The organism is Streptomyces sp. YJ-C3 (genome assembly GCF_053891275.1).
This window is the reverse complement of the sequence record NZ_CM132685.1, coordinates 1553365-1569106: the sequence shown is the minus strand read 5'-3', so window position 1 is coordinate 1569106 and position 15742 is coordinate 1553365. Positions and strand designations below refer to the sequence as shown.

Annotated in this window: 12 protein-coding genes; 9 read left to right on the top strand and 3 right to left on the bottom strand. The window is 72.6% G+C overall.

Annotated features, from left to right (window positions below):
• Positions 1–158 precede the first annotated feature (158 nt).
• The 7 genes from scy (at position 159) to ACVHNB_RS06995 (ending at position 9990) form a co-directional block, all read left to right on the top strand.
• The gene (gene scy / locus ACVHNB_RS07025; RefSeq protein WP_456227633.1) at positions 159–4145 is read left to right on the top strand and encodes a polarized growth protein Scy; all 3987 of its coding nucleotides are present in this window, start codon (positions 159–161) and stop codon (positions 4143–4145) included.
• Between the two features lie 183 nt (positions 4146–4328).
• The gene (locus ACVHNB_RS07020) at positions 4329–5264 is read left to right on the top strand and encodes a coiled-coil domain-containing protein (protein ID WP_018535394.1); all 936 of its coding nucleotides are present in this window, start codon (positions 4329–4331) and stop codon (positions 5262–5264) included.
• A 73-nt stretch (positions 5265–5337) separates the two neighbouring features.
• Complete coding sequence (locus ACVHNB_RS07015) at positions 5338–6336, top strand: ABC transporter ATP-binding protein (RefSeq protein WP_456227632.1); 999 nt, start codon at positions 5338–5340, stop codon at positions 6334–6336.
• Between the two features lies 1 nt (position 6337).
• Entirely contained in the window at positions 6338–7108 is a 771-nt protein-coding gene (locus ACVHNB_RS07010; protein WP_428952270.1) for an ABC transporter permease subunit, read from the top strand.
• A 27-nt stretch (positions 7109–7135) separates the two neighbouring features.
• Entirely contained in the window at positions 7136–7885 is a 750-nt protein-coding gene (locus ACVHNB_RS07005; protein WP_428952271.1) for a hypothetical protein, read from the top strand.
• A 114-nt stretch (positions 7886–7999) separates the two neighbouring features.
• Positions 8000–9127: an ATP-binding cassette domain-containing protein gene (locus tag ACVHNB_RS07000; protein WP_428952272.1), complete on the top strand. Its 1128-nt coding sequence runs from the start codon at positions 8000–8002 to the stop codon at positions 9125–9127.
• Complete coding sequence (locus ACVHNB_RS06995) at positions 9124–9990, top strand: ABC transporter permease (protein WP_428952273.1); 867 nt, start codon at positions 9124–9126, stop codon at positions 9988–9990. The genes ACVHNB_RS07000 and ACVHNB_RS06995 overlap by 4 nt, the downstream gene beginning before the upstream one ends.
• Positions 9991–10004: 14 nt before the next feature.
• Here the strand turns inward: ACVHNB_RS06995 and ACVHNB_RS06990 are convergent, their stop codons facing one another.
• Positions 10005–10334, bottom strand: coding sequence for an ATP/GTP-binding protein (locus tag ACVHNB_RS06990; protein WP_428952274.1), 330 nt, complete (start codon positions 10332–10334; stop codon positions 10005–10007).
• Between the two features lie 213 nt (positions 10335–10547).
• Here ACVHNB_RS06990 and ACVHNB_RS06985 point away from each other — a divergent pair, with 213 nt between their 5' ends.
• Positions 10548–11582, top strand: a complete 1035-nt coding sequence (locus tag ACVHNB_RS06985) for an LLM class flavin-dependent oxidoreductase (protein ID WP_428952275.1) — start codon at positions 10548–10550, stop codon at positions 11580–11582.
• Between the two features lie 101 nt (positions 11583–11683).
• On the opposite strand, the gene ACVHNB_RS06980 is transcribed toward ACVHNB_RS06985, so the two are convergent.
• On the bottom strand, positions 11684–12076 hold the full coding sequence (locus ACVHNB_RS06980; RefSeq protein ID WP_428952276.1) for an SCO5389 family protein: 393 nt from the start codon (positions 12074–12076) through the stop codon (positions 11684–11686).
• A gap of 241 nt (positions 12077–12317) precedes the next feature.
• Here ACVHNB_RS06980 and nucS point away from each other — a divergent pair, with 241 nt between their 5' ends.
• On the top strand, positions 12318–12989 hold the full coding sequence (gene nucS / locus ACVHNB_RS06975) for an endonuclease NucS (protein ID WP_456227631.1): 672 nt from the start codon (positions 12318–12320) through the stop codon (positions 12987–12989).
• A 60-nt stretch (positions 12990–13049) separates the two neighbouring features.
• On the opposite strand, the gene ACVHNB_RS06970 is transcribed toward nucS, so the two are convergent.
• A complete protein-coding gene (locus ACVHNB_RS06970) occupies positions 13050–15587 on the bottom strand; it encodes an ATP-binding protein (RefSeq protein WP_456227630.1) in 2538 nt (845 codons plus the stop codon).
• Positions 15588–15742: the final 155 nt, after the last annotated feature.

Sequence of the window (15742 nt, the reverse complement as noted above, 5' to 3'; positions counted from 1 at the left end):
CAAAGGGTCGGAGCAGTCGGGCAGCCAGGCGGGCAGTAGACCGCAAGCCCGAGGCGCCGACGTTTTCGATCTGACACCATTCCCCGGGGGCCCCGTTCGGCGGATGGACGGAGCTCGTAAGGAAGTACTTGCGACCAGGGGACGGATGGGACCGCGCAGTGCGGGGCTACGAGAGCCAGGACGGCCGGAAGCCGGCTGAGACCGACCATCTCTCGCGGTTCGAGGCCGAGATGGACCGGCTGAAGACCGAGCGGGAGAAGGCCGTCCAGCACGCCGAGGACCTCGGCTACCAGGTGGAGGTGCTGCGCGCCAAGCTGCACGAGGCGCGGCGCAGCCTCGCGACCCGGCCTTCCTACGACGGGGCGGACATCGGCTACCAGGCCGAGCAGCTGCTCCGTAATGCCCAGATCCAGGCCGACCAGCTGCGCGCCGATGCCGAGCGCGAGCTGCGCGAGGCCCGGGCGCAGACCCAGCGCATCCTCCAGGAGCACGCCGAACAGCAGTCCCGGCTCCAGGCGGAACTGCACACCGAGGCGGTCAACCGGCGCCAGCAGCTCGACCAGGAGCTGGCCGAGCGCCGGCGCACGGTCGAGAACCACGTCAACGAGAACGTGCAGTGGGCCGAGCAGCTGCGGGCCCGCACCGAGCAGCAGGCCCGACGGCTGCTCGACGAGTCCCGTTCCGAGGCCGACCAGTCGCTCGCCGCGGCCCGCGCGGAGGCCGAGCGGGTCGCCTCGGAGGCCCGCCAGCGGCTGACCAGCGAGGCGGAGAACGCGAGCGCCCAGGCGCAGGCGATCCTGGCGCGCGCCCGGCAGGACGCCGAGCGCCTGCTCAATGCCGCGTCGACGCAGGCGCAGGAGGCCACCGACCACGCCGAGCAGCTGCGCTCCTCGACCACCGCCGAGTCCGACCAGGCCCGCCGCCAGTCCGCCGAGCTGAGCCGCGCCGCCGAGCAGCGGATGTCCGAGGCGGAGACGGCGCTGCGCGAGGCCCGCGCCGAGGCCGACAAGGTCCTGACCGAGGCCAAGGAGGCCGCGGCCAAGCAGCTCGCGAGCGCCGAGTCGGCCAACGAGCAGCGCACGCGCACGGCCAAGGAGCAGGTGGCCCGCCTCGTCGCGGAGGCCACCAAGGAGGCCGAGTCCACCAAGACGGACGCCGAGCAGGTCGTCGCCGACGCCAAGGCCGAGGCCGAGAAGCTGATCGCGGAGGCCAAGGAGAAGGCCCGCACGGTCACCGCGGAGGAGACCGCGGGCGAGCTCGCGAAGGCCGCCCGGACCGCCGAGGACGTGCTCAACAAGGCGTCCGAGGAAGCGAAGTCGACGACCAGGGCCGCCACCGAGGAGGCCGAGCGGATCCGCACCGAGGCCGAGGCCGAGGCGGACCGGCTGCGCGGTGAGGCGCACGACCTGGCCGAGGAGCTCAAGGGCGCGGCCAAGGACGACACCAAGGAGTACCGGGCCAAGACGGTCGAGCTGCAGGAGGAGGCACGGCGGCTGCGCGGCGAGGCCGAGCAGCTGCGCGCCGAGGCCGTCGAGGAGGGCGAGCGGATCCGGGCCGAGGCCCGCCGCGAGGCCGTCCAGCAGATCGAGGAGGCGGCCAAGACCGCCGAGCAGCTGCTGTCCAAGGCGCGCACCGACGGCGACGAGCTGCGCGCCACGGCGACGGCGGAGAGCGAGCGCGTCCGCACCGAGGCGATCGAGCGGGCCACGTCGCTGCGCAAGCAGGCCGAGGAGACGCTGGAGCGCACGCGCGCCGAGGCCGAGCGGTACCGCGCCGAGGCCGAGGAGCAGGCGGAGGCCACCGGGGCCGAGGCGGAGCGCGCCGCGCAGGCCCTGAAGGAGGAGACCGAGCGGGCCATAAGCGCCCGGCAGGACGAGGCGGCCCGTGAGCTGACCCGGCTGCACACCGAGGCCGAGGAGCGCCTGACCGCGTCGGAGACGACGCTGAACGACGCGCGCGCGGAGTCCGAGCGGCTGCGCAAGGAAGCCGCCGACGAGAGCGAGCGCCTCAGGTCCGAGGCCGCCGAGCGGGTTCGGACGCTGCAGGCGCAGGCCGAGACGGAGGCCGAGCGGCTGCGCACGGAGGCCGCGGCGGACGCCTCGACGACCCGCTCCGAGGCGGAGAACGTCGCGGTGCGGCTGCGGTCGGAGGCCGCCACCGAGGCCGAGCGGCTCAAGACGGAGGCGCAGGAGTCCGCCGACCGGATCCGCTCCGAGGCGAGGAACGCGGCGGAGCGCATCTCCACGGAGGCCGCCGAGACGCTGGCCGCCGCGCAGGAGGAGGCCGGGCGCCGGCGCCGCGAGGCCGAGGAGACGCTCGGCAGCGCCCGCCAGGAGGCCGACCAGGAGCGCGAGCGGGCCAGCGAGCAGAGCGAGGAGCTCCTCGCGGTGGCGCGGGCCCGGGTCGACGAGGCGCAGGCGGAGGCCGCGCGGCTCGTCGAGGAGGCGGACCAGCGGGCGACCGAGATGGTCACCACCGCCGAGCAGACCGCGCAGCAGGTCCGCGACTCCGTGTCCGGGCTCCAGGAGCAGGCCCAGGAGGAGATCGCCGGGCTGCGCAGCGCCGCCGAGCACGCGGCGGAGCGTACGAAGCAGGAGGCGCAGGAGGAGGCCGACCGGGTCCGCTCCGACGCCTACGCGGAGCGCGAGCGCGCCACCGAGGACGCGAACCGGGTCCGCAGCGAGGCCGCCGCCGAGTCGGAGGCCGCCAAGTCCCTTGCGGAGCGCACCGTCTCGGAGGCGATCACCGAGTCGGAGCGGCTGCGCACGGACGCGTCCGAGCAGGCCCAGCGGGTGCGTACGGAGGTGTCGGAGCTCCGTTCGGCCGCCGACCAGGACGCTTCCCGTACCCGTGCGGAGGCCCGCGAGGACGCCAACCGGATCCGGTCCGACGCGGCCGCGCAGGCCGACACCCTCATCGGCGAGGCGACGGCCGAGGCCGAGCGCCTGACGTCGGAGACGAACGCGGAGGCGGAGCGCGTCCGCGCCGAGTCCACCGCCACGGCCGAGGAGCTGGTCGGTACCGCGACCACCGAGGCCGAGCGGCTGCGCGCCGAATCGACGGCCGCCGCCGAGCAGTTGACGGCCGAGACCCGCACCGAGGCGGAGCGGGTGCGCACCGAGTCCGTGGCCCAGGCCGAGAAGCTGATCTCGGACGCGACGGGCGACGCGGAGCGGCTGCGCGCCGAGGCCGCCGAGACGGTCGGCTCCGCGCAGCAGCACGCCGAGCGGATCCGCAGCGACTCCGAGCGGGTCAAGGCGGACGCCGCGGCGGAGGCCGAGCGGATCACGTCGGCCGCGCGGGACGAGGCCGATCAGACCCTGGACGAGGCCCGCAAGGACGCCAACAAGCGGCGTACGGAGGCCGCGGAGCAGGTCGACAAGCTCATCACGGAGTCCGCCGCGGAGGCCGACAAGCTGACCCGCGAGGCGCAGGAGGCGGCGCAGAAGACGACCGCGGACGCGGAGGCGCAGGCCGACACGATGGTCGGCGCGGCCCGCACCGAGGCCGAGCGGCTGGTCGCCGAGGGCACCGTCGAGGGCAACGCGCTGGTGGAGAAGGCCCGTACGGACGCGGACGAGCTGCTCGTCGGTGCCCGCCGGGACGCGACGCAGATAAGAGAGCGCTCCGAGGAGCTGCGCGACCGCATCACGGGCGAGATCGAGGAGCTGCACGAGCGGGCCCGGCGCGAGTCGTCGGAGGCCATGCGCAACGCGGGAGAGCGCTGCGACGCCCTGGTCAAGGCCGCGGAGGAGCAGCTCGCCGAGGCGCAGGCCAAGGCCAAGGAACTGCTGAACGACGCCAATTCGGAGGCCGGTAAGGTCCGGATCGCCGCGGTGAAGAAGGCCGAGGGACTGCTCAAGGAAGCCGAGCAGAAAAAGGCCGAGCTCACGCGCGAGGCGGAAAAGATCAAGGCCGATGCCGAGGCCGAGTCCGCGAGCATGATCGAAAAGGGTCAGCACGAGCTCGACGTGCTGGTCCGGCGCCGCGAGGACATCAATGCCGAGATCTCCCGTGTCCAGGACGTCCTGGAGGCGTTGGAGTCTTTTGAGACGCCGTCCGGCGGCGGGGGCAAGGACGGTGGCGTCAAGGCGGGCGCCGCGGCAGGATCCACACGTTCGAGTGGCAAGGGAGCAGAGGGCTAGCCAGGAAGGCAACTGGCGTGCTTGGTAAGGACCTTCGGCCCTTCATCTGGCAAGCACTCCGCCGCTACGCCACTCAAAAGGGGTGTCATTCTCCAGATCAAACGGGCATCTGCTCGATGACACGCCGCTTTGACCCCTAGGATTCCCTCTATCACCTCACCGGTCTCATTCGACAGGAACCCCATGAGCGACACTTCCCCCTACGGCTTCGAGCTTGTGCGGCGTGGGTACGACCGCGCTCAGGTGGACGAACGCATTTCGAAGCTCGTCTCCGACCGTGACAGCGCTCTGGCCCGTATCACTGCTCTGGAAAAGCGCATCGAGGAACTCCACCTCGAGACGCAGAACGCCCAGGCCCAGGTGAACGACGCGGAGCCGTCGTACGCCGGGCTCGGCGCCCGCGTCGAGAAGATCCTCCGCCTCGCCGAGGAGGAGGCGAAGGACCTGCGCGAGGAGGCCCGCCGCGCCGCCGAGCAGCACCGCGAGCTCGCCGAGTCGGCGGCCCAGCAGGTGCGCAACGACGCGGAGTCGTTCGCCGCCGAGCGCAAGTCCAAGGCCGAGGACGAGGGCGTCCGGATCGTCGAGAAGGCCAAGGGCGAGGCGACCGCGCTGCGCACCGAGGCGCAGAAGGACGCGCAGTCCAAGCGCGAGGAGGCGGACGCCCTCTTCGAGGAGACCCGCGCCAAGGCCGCCCAGGCCGCCGCGGACTTCGAGACGAACCTGGCCAAGCGCCGCGAGCAGTCCGAGCGCGACCTGGCCTCGCGTCAGGCCAAGGCCGAGAAGCGTCTCGCGGAGATCGAGCACCGGGCCGAGCAGCTGCGCCTGGAGGCCGAGAAGCTGCGCACCGACGCCGAGCGCCGGGCCCGCCAGACGGTGGAGACGGCCCAGCGTCAGGCCGAGGACATCGTGGCGGACGCCAACGCCAAGGCGGACCGGATCCGCAGCGAATCGGAGCGCGAGCTGGCGGCGCTGACGAACCGCCGCGACTCGATCAACGCCCAGCTGACGAACGTCCGCGAGATGCTGGCGACGCTGACCGGTGCGGCGGTGGCCGCCGCCGGTGCGCCTGCCGAGGACGAGCCCATCTCCCGTGGGGTTCCGGCACAGCAGTCCCGCTAGGACACTCAGCAGCACAGGAGCCCCCTGCCACGTCTAAGTGGCAGGGGGCTTTTGCCCGTTTTAGCGTGGCCGCATGATCGAGCTAGAGGGGCTGACCAAGCGCTACGGCGAGAAGACGGCCGTCAACAACCTCACCTTCACGGTGCGGCCCGGCATCGTCACCGGCTTCCTGGGACCGAACGGCGCGGGCAAGTCCACCACGATGCGGATGATGCTCGGGCTCGACAACCCGTCGGCCGGCACGGTCCGTATCGACGGCATGCGCTACGCCCAGCTGAAGAACCCCCTCCAGTACATCGGCGCGCTGCTCGACGCGAAGGCGATGCACGGCGGCCGCAGCGCCTACAACCACCTCCTGTGCCTCGCCCAGTCCAACGGCATCCCCAAGCGCCGGGTGGCCGAGGTCCTGGACACGGTCGGCCTGACGGCGGTCGCCAGGAAGAAGGCCAAGGGCTTCTCGCTCGGCATGGGCCAGCGGCTCGGCATCGCGGGCGCGCTCCTCGGCGACCCGCAGATCCTGATGTTCGACGAGCCGGTCAACGGGCTCGACCCCGAGGGCATCCACTGGATCCGCAACCTGATGAAGTCCCTGGCGGGAGCGGGCCGTACGGTCTTCGTCTCCTCGCACCTGATGAGCGAGATGGCGCTCACCGCCGACCACCTGGTGGTCATCGGCCAGGGCCGCCTGCTCGCCGACACCTCGATGGCGGACTTCATCCGGCAGAACTCCCGCAGCTACGTCCGGCTGCGCTCGCCCCAGCGCGAGCGGCTCCTCGACGTCCTGCACGAAGCCGGGATCACCGTCGTCGAGTCCGGCAACGGCTGCCTGGAGGTCGACGGGGGCTCCCCCGAGCAGCTCGGCGAACTCGCCGCGAGCCACCAGCTGGTCCTGCACGAGCTGAGTCCCCAGCAGGCATCGCTGGAAGAGGCGTTCATGCAGCTGACGGCCGAGTCGGTCGAGTACCACGCGCACTCCGGCGCACCCCCGCAGGCCGGGCCCCCACCGGCCGGGCCCGGGCCGGGCTGGGGTGCGGGCTGGCGGCAGCGGAACAACGACGGGAAGGGGGCCTGAGATGGCCGCGGCCCAGGTCCTCCGGTCCGAGTGGACGAAGATCAAGTCGGTGAACTCGACGGCCCTCACGCTCAGTCTGGCCGTCATCGTCTCCGTCGGGCTCGGCATGCTGATCAGCGCGCTGTCGAAGAACGAGTTCAAGAACCTGTCCGCCGAGGACAAGCTGACCTTCGACCCGACCGTCATCGCCTTCTCCGGGCTCACCCTCGGCCAGCTGGCGCTGGTCGTCTTCGGCGTCCTGGTGGTGGCGAGCGAGTACAGCACGGGCATGATCCGCACATCGCTGGCCGCGGTCCCGCAGCGCGGCACGTTCCTCTTCTCCAAGGTCGCGGTCGCGGCGCTGCTCGCGCTCGGCGTCTCGCTGGTCACCAGCTTCGCGGCGTTCTTCCTCGGCCAGGCGATGCTCGGGGACCACAGCACGGACCTGGGCTCGCCGAACGTGCTGCGCGCGGTCCTCGGCGCGGCCGTCTACATGACGCTGATGGCGATGTTCTCCATGGGCGTCGCGTCGATCCTCCGCTCCCCCATGCTCGCGCTCGGCATCCTCATGCCGTTCCTCTTCCTGGTCTCCCCCATCCTCGGCAACGTGTCGGCGACGAAGAAGGTGGCCCAGTACTTCCCCGACCAGGCGGGCCTGAAGATCATGCAGGTGGTGACACCGCCGAACGACGACGCCCCGTACGGGCCGTGGGGCGGCCTGGCGATCCTGCTGGTGTGGGTGGCCGCGGCGCTGTTCGTCGGGTACGTGCTGCTGAAGAAGCGGGATGCGTAGCGCTCCCCGGGTCTAACCTGCCGCTCTATGGCGCTCACCGACCCCTGCCGCACCCTCGCGTCCCTCGGCTACGACACCGTCCCCGCCCTGGCCCCGCTCAGCTACCCGGGCCGGCCGGTCCCCGCCCCGTCCCTGCTGCTCGGCGACGAGCTGCTCGATCTGGACGTACGGGATCCGGACCCGGCCCGCTGGACGGTCGCGGGGCGCGGTCCCCTCGACGACGTGCTCGCCGGCACCGGCCTGCCGGGCACCTCCGCCCGCACGCCCGTCCTGGCCGTCGGCTCCAACGCCTCCCCGGCGCAGGTCGCGTACAAGCTCGGCCGGCTGGGCCCGCCCGTGGCCGTCCCGATGGTCCCGCTGCGCGTCCGCGGCGTCGGCATCGGCTGCTCCGCCCACATCGGGCGGAACGGGTACGTGGCGGCGGCCCCGTACGTCGCGCCCGGCGAGGAGCGCACACTCGTCGTCTCCTGGCTCGACGCGGCCCAGCTGGCGGCGGTCGACGCGACCGAGCTGCCGAACTACCGCAGGACGCCGCTCGCGGACGCCCCGCTGCCCGGGATCCAGCTCTACGTGAGCGAGCACGGCGTGCTGCACGACCCGGGCACGGGCGCCCCGCGGCCCGGCGGCGGCGACCAGGCGGAGCTGCTGAGCACCCTCATGGCCGGTTCCGCGGCGCTGCGGGCGCTGCTCGGGCCGACCCCGGCCGACTGGGTGCGCCGGGCGGCCGCCTCCGCCGACGTACGGGAACGGGGCACACGGCTGCTCCAGGCCCACTGAACCCTTTACCCACTCTTGGCCGGAACCGTCAGCGCCCGGATATCCTCCTAACCCTTACGGGGGCGTGTGCCCCGACGTCCTGAACCTTTCAGAAACTTCCGATGGGTGCGGAGAATGATCGAGGCAGTCGGCCTGACGAAGCGCTACGGCGCGAAGACGGCCGTGTACAACCTTTCCTTCCAGGTACGGCCAGGAACCGTCACCGGCTTCCTCGGACCGAACGGTTCTGGCAAGTCGACGACGATGCGCATGATCCTCGGCCTCGACCGGCCGACCACCGGTCATGTGACCATCGGCGGCTACGCGTACAAGCAGCTGCCGAACGCGCCGCGCCAGGTCGGGGCGCTGCTCGACGCCAAGGCGATGCACGGCGGCCGGGCCGCCCGCAACCACCTGCTGTGCCTGGCGCAGCTGGCCGGCATCCCGGCCCGCCGCGTCGACGAGGTGCTCGGCGTCGTGGGCCTCCAGGACGTCGCCAAGAGACGTTCCAACGGCTTCTCGCTCGGCATGGGCCAGCGGCTCGGCATCGCCGCCGCGCTCCTCGGCGACCCGCAGGTGCTGCTCTTCGACGAGCCGGTCAACGGCCTGGACCCCGAGGGCATCCTCTGGGTCAGGAACCTGATGAAGTCGCTCGCCGCCGAGGGGCGCACGGTCTTCGTCTCCTCGCACCTCATGAGCGAGATGGCGCTCACCGCCGAGCACCTGATCGTCATCGGCCGCGGCCAGCTGCTCGCCGACATGAGCGTCAAGGACTTCATCGCCCACAACTCGGCGGGGTTCGCGCGCGTGCGCACCCCGGACACCGAGCCGCAGCTCCGCGAGAAGCTGAGCGCGGCGCTGACCGAGGCCGGCGGCCAGGTGCTGCCCGAGCAGGACGGCGCGCTGCGCGTGACCGGACTGGCGCTGCCGCGGATCAGCGACCTGGCGCACGACGCCGACGTGCGGCTGTGGGAGCTGTCGCCGCACCAGGCGTCGCTGGAGGAGGCGTACATGCGGATGACGCAGGGCGCCGTCGACTACCGCTCGACCACGGACCAGCGGGCGGGCCTGCAGCAGCCGCTGCCGCCGGGCGTGCTGGCGCCGCAGCAGTTGCCGGTGGCCGGGCAGGGCCAGCCGGGCTGGTACGCCCCGCCGCCGCCCCAGGCGCAGCCCCAGCAGGTTCCGGCCGAGAACCCGTACGCGGCCTCTCCCGCGCCTCAGCCGCCCGCCGCCGCCCCGACCATGGACAAGGACGCCCGATGAGCACGCCGCCCCCGCCCTACGCCGCCCCGCAGCAGCCTCCGGCGACGCCCGGCTGGCAGGCGGCCGGCTCGTACGCCTCGCCGATCCCCGTGCGCCGCGCGCACCTCGGCGACGCGCTCGCCTCGGAGTGGACGAAGATCCGCTCGGTGCGCTCCACGATGTGGACGCTCGGCGTGATGATCCTGCTGATGGTCGGCATCGGTCTGGCCTCGGCGGCCGTCGTCGCCGCGGCCGACACCGCGCAGCCCCGCCCGGAGGAGGTGCTCAGCTTCGGCTTCTTCGGCGTGCTCCTCGGCACGATCTGTGTGATGACCCTGGGCGTCCTGACCATCGCGTCGGAGTACGGCACGGGCATGATCCGTACGACGATGACCGCCTGCTCCAGCCGCAGCCGGGTGCTCGCCGCCAAGGCCATCGTCTTCTTCGCTCTGGTCTTCGTGCTGACCACCGTGCTCGCGGCGCTCGTCGCCGCGCTCCAGGTGGGCATCCTGGGCGTGGACTCGCCGAGCGGCTCGCAGTGGTTCAAGGCGACCGTCGGCGTCGGCCTGTTCGTGGCGCTGCTGGGGCTGCTGGGGCTCGCCGTGGGCACGCTGGTGCGGCACTCGGCGGGCGCCATCACGATCATGATCGGTGTCGTGCTGCTGCCGCTGGTGCTCGCGATGTTCATGTTCTCGGACTCGCTCAAGGACCTGCAGCAGGCCCTGTTCGAGTACTCGATCCCGAGCCAGCTCGCCGTGCTCTACGACAACTCGGTGGCCGGCGGCTCGGGCCCGTCCGGCTGGGACCCGCTGTGGATCATGGCCGGGCTCGTCGTCGTGGCGCTGGGCGGCGCGTTCCTCTCGCTCAACAACCGCGACGTGTAAGGCGGTTGCGCGCTTCAGTAGCGCGGCGCGTTCCGGGACCGCTGCACCTTCGTGGTGCGGCGGTCCTTCGCGTTCCAGCACGCCTTGTGCCAGTGGCGCCGGTCGTCCACTCCCCCGTACTGCGGCCACGCCACGACGTGTGCGACCCCGGAGGCGATCTCCTGGTCGCAGCCCGGGCAGCGGTACGTCTTGCCGGCCGCGCTCGCGCCCGCCACGTGGCGCACGCACCACTCCTCGCCCTGCCAGTGCTCGGTGGACTGGAACCCGCCGTAGCGCCTCCCCTCGTCCTCGCTGCTGCCGGCGGACGATCCGCCGGCCTTGGGGCGGTTGCGACGCGGGGACACGGCTCACCTCTTGGGGGTGTGTACGCGGTAGGGGGGCATGTCCAGCCTACGCCGAGGTCACCGGGGCACCGGCCCGCCGCCTCCTGCGCACCCGCACCGAGGTTCTGCGGAAAATCTGCCAATCTTCATGCCAGGCCGTGTCTTTGGCACTTGCCAGCCGTTAATGCCTTCAGGGGGAGTGCCTGCGTCGGCACCAAGGAAGGCAGGAGTGCGATGCGCGTAGGAACGTTTGTACTGGCAGCCCAGTTCCCGGGGCAGGGGCAGGGGGAGGCGCTGCACCGGGCAGTGCGTTCGGCCGAGGTCGCCGAGGAGGCCGGCCTGGACTCGGCATGGCTCGCCGAGCATCACTTCGTGCCGTACGGGACCTGCCCGTCGGCGATCACGCTGGCCGCGCTGCTGCTCGGCCGCACCCGCACGCTGCGGGTCGGCACGGCGGTGAGCGTCCTGCCGACGGCCCATCCGGTCGCCCTGGGCGAGCAGGCGGCCCTGCTGCACCTGACCTCCGGCGGGCGGTTCTCGCTGGGCGTGGGCCGCGGTGGGCCCTGGGTCGACCTGGAGGTCTTCGGCGCGGGCATCGAGGCGTACGAGCAGGGGTTCCCGGACTCCCTGGACCTGCTGCTGCGCTGGCTGCGCGACGCCCGGGTGGCGAGCGAGGGAGAGCGGTTCGCCTTCCGGGAGGTGCCCGTCGTCCCGCGCCCCGCGGAGGCGATCGGCGAGACGGATCCGGCGGGGCCCGAGGTCGTCGTCGCCTGTACGTCGCCGAAGAGCGTGCGGCTCGCCGCGGAGCGGGGTCTGCCGATGCTGCTGGGCATGCACATCGGCGACCAGGAGAAGGCCGAGATGGTCGCTCTGTGGCGGCGCTGCGCGCGCGAGGCAGGCCGCTCGTCCGAGGAGATACTCGGGGCGCCCCATGTCTCCGCCGGTGTCGCCCAGATCGGCGACCGCCACGCGGAGGCCGCAGAGGCGCTGCTGAAGGCCATGCCGGGCTGGCTGAAGCAGGGCCTGGACGCCCATGTGACGGTGGACGGACGCGCGCGGGCGATGCGGGACCCTCTCGCGTACACGGAGCTGCTGTGTTCCCTGCACCCGGTCGGCACCCCGCAGTTGTGCGCGGACCGGCTCGCCGCCACGTCCGAGCGGACGGGCATCACACGCTTCGCGCTTCTCGTCGAGGGCTCCGGGGACCTCGCGACGACGGAGGAGAACGTGCGGCGGCTCGGTGCCGAGGTGCTTCCTCAACTCGGCTGATCTCAACTCGGCTGATCCAGAAGGGTCCTGACCCGCGATGCCTGTCGTCCCGTACAGATGCACCTCCCGCGTACGGGACGGCAGGCATTCCGGTTCAGCCGTCAGCAGTCACGGAATTCCGGCGACTGGTTGAGCAGCTGGTTGCGGACCGAGGTGAAGCGGGCCAGCGTGTCGTCCACCGACGGGTCCTGCGGGAACACCGCGACCCGGTGGCAGTTCTGGAACGCCAGGCGCACACCGAAGTGCCTCTGCAGCGCGCCACGTATCGCGTCGCTCGCGAGCGCACGCAGCAGTTGCCCACGTGCCTGCTCGTCCGGCGGCGGCGTCTGGTTGTCGGCGAACTCTCCGCCGTCGACCTTCAGCTGGGCCACCAGGGAGCTGATCATCTCCCACGCGTAGGGCAGGGAGGTCCGGACGCAGTCGACGAATTCCGCTTCGTCAACCTCGCCTCGCTCGGCCTGTTCCAACAGTGCCGGTGAGACGTCGAGCGACATGGGTTCTCCTCTCGCACCCCCGCGGAGCGGGGGTTGACGGACAGGCCAGGAGCCCACGGGCGTACCACCCTCCGAACACGCAGCGTGCACGCGCCGCGACCTCCTGCATCTACGGTATGCAACGCGACGGGGCGGCAACAGGGCGTGGAGCGCCTCGTTCGCACACAACCGGCCAATAACGAACGCACGTCTATTGGGGCGAATCGCGTGGACCAGTGAGCGTCGAGTAGCGTTGCCGACCATGCGTCTTGTCATCGCCCGCTGCTCCGTGGATTACGCGGGCCGGCTCACCGCCCATCTCCCGTCGGCCCCCCGCCTGATCCTCGTGAAGGCGGACGGCAGCGTCTCCATCCACGCGGACGACCGGGCCTACAAGCCCCTCAACTGGATGTCGCCTCCGTGCACCTTGAAGGAGGGGACCGGGGACGAGGCCGGCACCTGGACCGTCATCAACAAGGCGGGCGAGAAGCTCATCATCACGATGGAGGAGATCATCCACGACTCCTCGCACGAGCTCGGTGTCGATCCGGGCCTCATCAAGGACGGCGTGGAAGCGCACCTTCAGGAGCTGCTCGCCGACCGCATCGACACGCTCGGCGAGGGCTACACGCTGATCCGCCGCGAGTACATGACGGCGATCGGCCCGGTCGACATCCTCTGCCGGGACGCCGAGGGGCAGACCGTCGCGGTGGAGATCAAGCGGCGCGGCGAGATCGACGGCGTGGAGCAACTCACGCGCTACCTGGAGCTGTTGAACCGCGACCCGCATCTGGCCCCGGTCCGCGGTGTCTTCGCCGCGCAGGAGATCAAGCCGCAGGCCCGCGTGCTCGCCACGGACCGCGGCATCGGCTGCGCCGTCCTGGACTACAACGCCCTGCGGGGCATCGAGGACGACAAGCTCCGGCTCTTCTGACAGCACGCGAACGCCGGAGGGGCTGGACGTCTGTCCAGCCCCTCCGGCGTTCGCACGCGGTCACATGACCGACGTGGCCCCGCTCGCGCTCGGCGAGCCCGCCGCGCTGCTGCTCACCGGCGCGCTGCTGACCGGGCTGCTGGCGGAGTCGGACGTGTCCGGCGACGATTCCGGCGGCGACGGCGGCTCGGAGGTCTCCGGCGGTTCGGAGGTCTCCGGCGGCTCGGACGACGTCGGCGGCTTGCTCGTCGGCGGCTTCGAGGTCGGCGGCTTGCTGGTCGGCGGCTTCGAGGGCGACTTGGTGGGCGACTTCGTCGGGTCGTCCGGCTTCTTGGAGCCGGTCGGGTCGTCCGACGGCGTGCCGCTGGCGCTCGTGGACGGCGTCGGGTCGTCGGCCGTGCCCGGGATCCCGTCCTCGCCGGGATCGCTCGGCTCGGCCCCCGCGCCGTCGGAGCCGCCGCTGTCGCCGCCGCCCTGATCGGCCTTGTCGGCGCCCAGGTCGCCGCCGTTCTCCCCCGCCGTCGCCGACGGGTTGGTGTTGACCTGGTCGGACGGCGGCTCGTCGTTGCTGGACGTGGCGCCGAGCGTCACGACCGTGCCGAGCACGGCGGCGAGCAGGGCGCCGGCACCGGCCGCGACCAGATTGCGCCGGGTGCCGCTGACGATCGACTTCCGCGTGGGCGCCTTGCCGCCGACGATCGTCGGCGCGGTGACGGGGGCCTGCCGGGTCACCAGCGGGTCCGGGGCGGGCGGCGGTTCAGGCAGGGCGTACGCGGCCGGGACGCCGCCGGGCGGCGACGCCGACTCCTCGTACATGGCGTCCGGGACTTCCTCACCGGCGGGCGTGCGCCCGCCGGGCAGCGCGCCGCCCGAGCGGTCCGCGACGAGCGCGAGAGCCCGGCGCCCGGCGATGGTGCCCCGCTTGTCGGCGAGGGCGCCGCGCAGGGCGATGGAGGCCTCCAGTTCGGCGCGGGCCCGGTCGAGGTTCCCGCCGAGCAGCGCGAGGATGCCCAACTCGTGGTGGAAATAGGCCTCTTCGGGCACCTCGCCGGCGAGCCGGGCCGCCTCCTGGCCGGAGCGCAGGGCGCGCTCCCACGCGCCCCAGGAGAGCCCCGCGGCGAACGCGGGCGCGGCCGCGCGGGCCAGCTCCACGGAGGCGCTGGTCTCGCCTTCGACGGGCGGTGTGGTCGACGGGACGAGGCCGGTGAGCGCGGCGAGCACCGCGTCGGCCTCGGCGGCGACCCGCTCGGGTCCGACGGACGGGTGTCCGGCCCACCAGGCGTAGTGCCGGGCGGCGGTGGCCGTGCGCTCGACGATGCCGTCGCCGTACCCGGCGGCTTCCAGCTGGGTCGCCACGCCGGACGCGAGGCGGTAGCGGCCGCCGACCGCGGTGACGAGCGCGCAGGAGACGAGCTCGGAGAGCGCCGCGTCGGCGTGCGTGTCGCCGACGAGCGCGGGCAGGTGCGCCTGGTGCGGGATCTCGCCGCCGAGCGCGACGGCGAACCGCAGGGTGGCGCGGGCCGACTCGCTCAGCCGGGCGGCGAGCAGCGCGGCGGGCGCGGCCCCGTCGGCGAGCGAGGGCAGCGGTACGTCGTGGCCGTCGTCGGCGTCGAAGGGCGCGTCGACCGGCGCGGCATCGGGTCCTTCGTAGTAGCCGAACGCGTCGAAGGCGGTGGGGTCGGCGCGGAGCAGGTCGCGCTGCCGCAGCAGGGCTCCGGCCTGCGCGAACCGCAGCGGCAGTCCCTCGGACTCGAACCAGAGGTCGCCGGCCCACTGCGCCTCGTCGTCGGTGAGGACGCGGCCGACGGCCCGCTCCAGGAGCTCCAGGCTGCTGCCGCGGCCGAGCCCGGCGAGGAAGACCTCCTCGACGTGGGAGTCGGCGGACGGCGCGGCGACATCGGGCGTCGCCGACAGCAGGAAGGCGCACTCGGGTGTCGCTTCGAGCAGTTCGTCGAGCGCGGCGCCGCCGAACTCCAGGTCGTCGAGGACGACGACGGCGCCGATCTCGTGGACGAGTTCGAGCAGCAGGGCGCGGTCGGGGCGGTGCAGCGGCGCGTTGTAGACGGCGCCGAACAGGTCGTACAGGAGGTCGTCGGCCGAGCGCCGGTGTCCGGACAGGCGGACGACGCCGTCCGGCGCGATGTCGAGGCAGTCCTCGGCGATCTGGTCGAGCAGGGCGGTGCGCCCGGAGCCGGACGGTCCGGTGAGCCGTACGGACCGGCCGCGCGCGAGGAGCCGGACGAGGCGCTCGCGCTCCTCCTGTCGCTCCAGGAGCGGCAGCCGGGGCAGTGCGGGGCCGGGCGGCAGCGGCGGTCGCGCGGCGCGCGCGAGCTCGATGCGCTCGGTGGCGTCGTACTTGACGGGCCTGCCGGGGCGCTCGCCCGGCGGGCAGGGTTCGATCTCGCTGCCGTCGACAGGGTTGACGGTCAGGAGGTAGTCGCCGGAGACGAGCTGCACGGTGCGTGCGAGCGCGGGCGACGGCTGTCCGAAATCGGGCGTGAGCGGGTCACGCGGCGGGCGCTGGCGGCCACCGCTTCCGGACACGTCGTCGCGCCGTTCCTGGCTGAAATCTTCCGGTCCCCGGTTCATCGGGTCCATGGTCAAAGCCCCCCAAAAGCGTGGTGTGCCCCTTGCCCCTCCCGGCCTGTGCACACTGCGCTGTCGCTTCTGGTCCGGTCCCCGCGCGGCGGGTTCGTGATGATTCCGCGGGCGAGCGAACCCTAGACCTTCGCACAGTATCTACGAACACGCGG

Excerpts from the sequence above, each read along its gene's own strand:
- ACVHNB_RS07020 (WP_018535394.1), top strand. The coding sequence starts at position 4,329 with ATGAGCGACACTTCCCCCTACGGCTTCGAGCTTGTGCGGCGTGGGTAC.
- ACVHNB_RS07015 (WP_456227632.1), top strand. The coding sequence starts at position 5,338 with ATGATCGAGCTAGAGGGGCTGACCAAGCGCTACGGCGAGAAGACGGCC.
- ACVHNB_RS07010 (WP_428952270.1), top strand. The coding sequence starts at position 6,338 with ATGGCCGCGGCCCAGGTCCTCCGGTCCGAGTGGACGAAGATCAAGTCG.
- ACVHNB_RS07005 (WP_428952271.1), top strand. The coding sequence starts at position 7,136 with ATGGCGCTCACCGACCCCTGCCGCACCCTCGCGTCCCTCGGCTACGAC.
- ACVHNB_RS07000 (WP_428952272.1), top strand. The coding sequence starts at position 8,000 with ATGATCGAGGCAGTCGGCCTGACGAAGCGCTACGGCGCGAAGACGGCC.
- ACVHNB_RS06995 (WP_428952273.1), top strand. The coding sequence starts at position 9,124 with ATGAGCACGCCGCCCCCGCCCTACGCCGCCCCGCAGCAGCCTCCGGCG.
- ACVHNB_RS06985 (WP_428952275.1), top strand. The coding sequence starts at position 10,548 with ATGCGCGTAGGAACGTTTGTACTGGCAGCCCAGTTCCCGGGGCAGGGG.
- ACVHNB_RS06980 (WP_428952276.1), bottom strand. The coding sequence starts at position 12,076 with ATGTCGCTCGACGTCTCACCGGCACTGTTGGAACAGGCCGAGCGAGGC.
- nucS (WP_456227631.1), top strand. The coding sequence starts at position 12,318 with ATGCGTCTTGTCATCGCCCGCTGCTCCGTGGATTACGCGGGCCGGCTC.
- ACVHNB_RS06970 (WP_456227630.1), bottom strand. The coding sequence starts at position 15,587 with ATGGACCCGATGAACCGGGGACCGGAAGATTTCAGCCAGGAACGGCGC.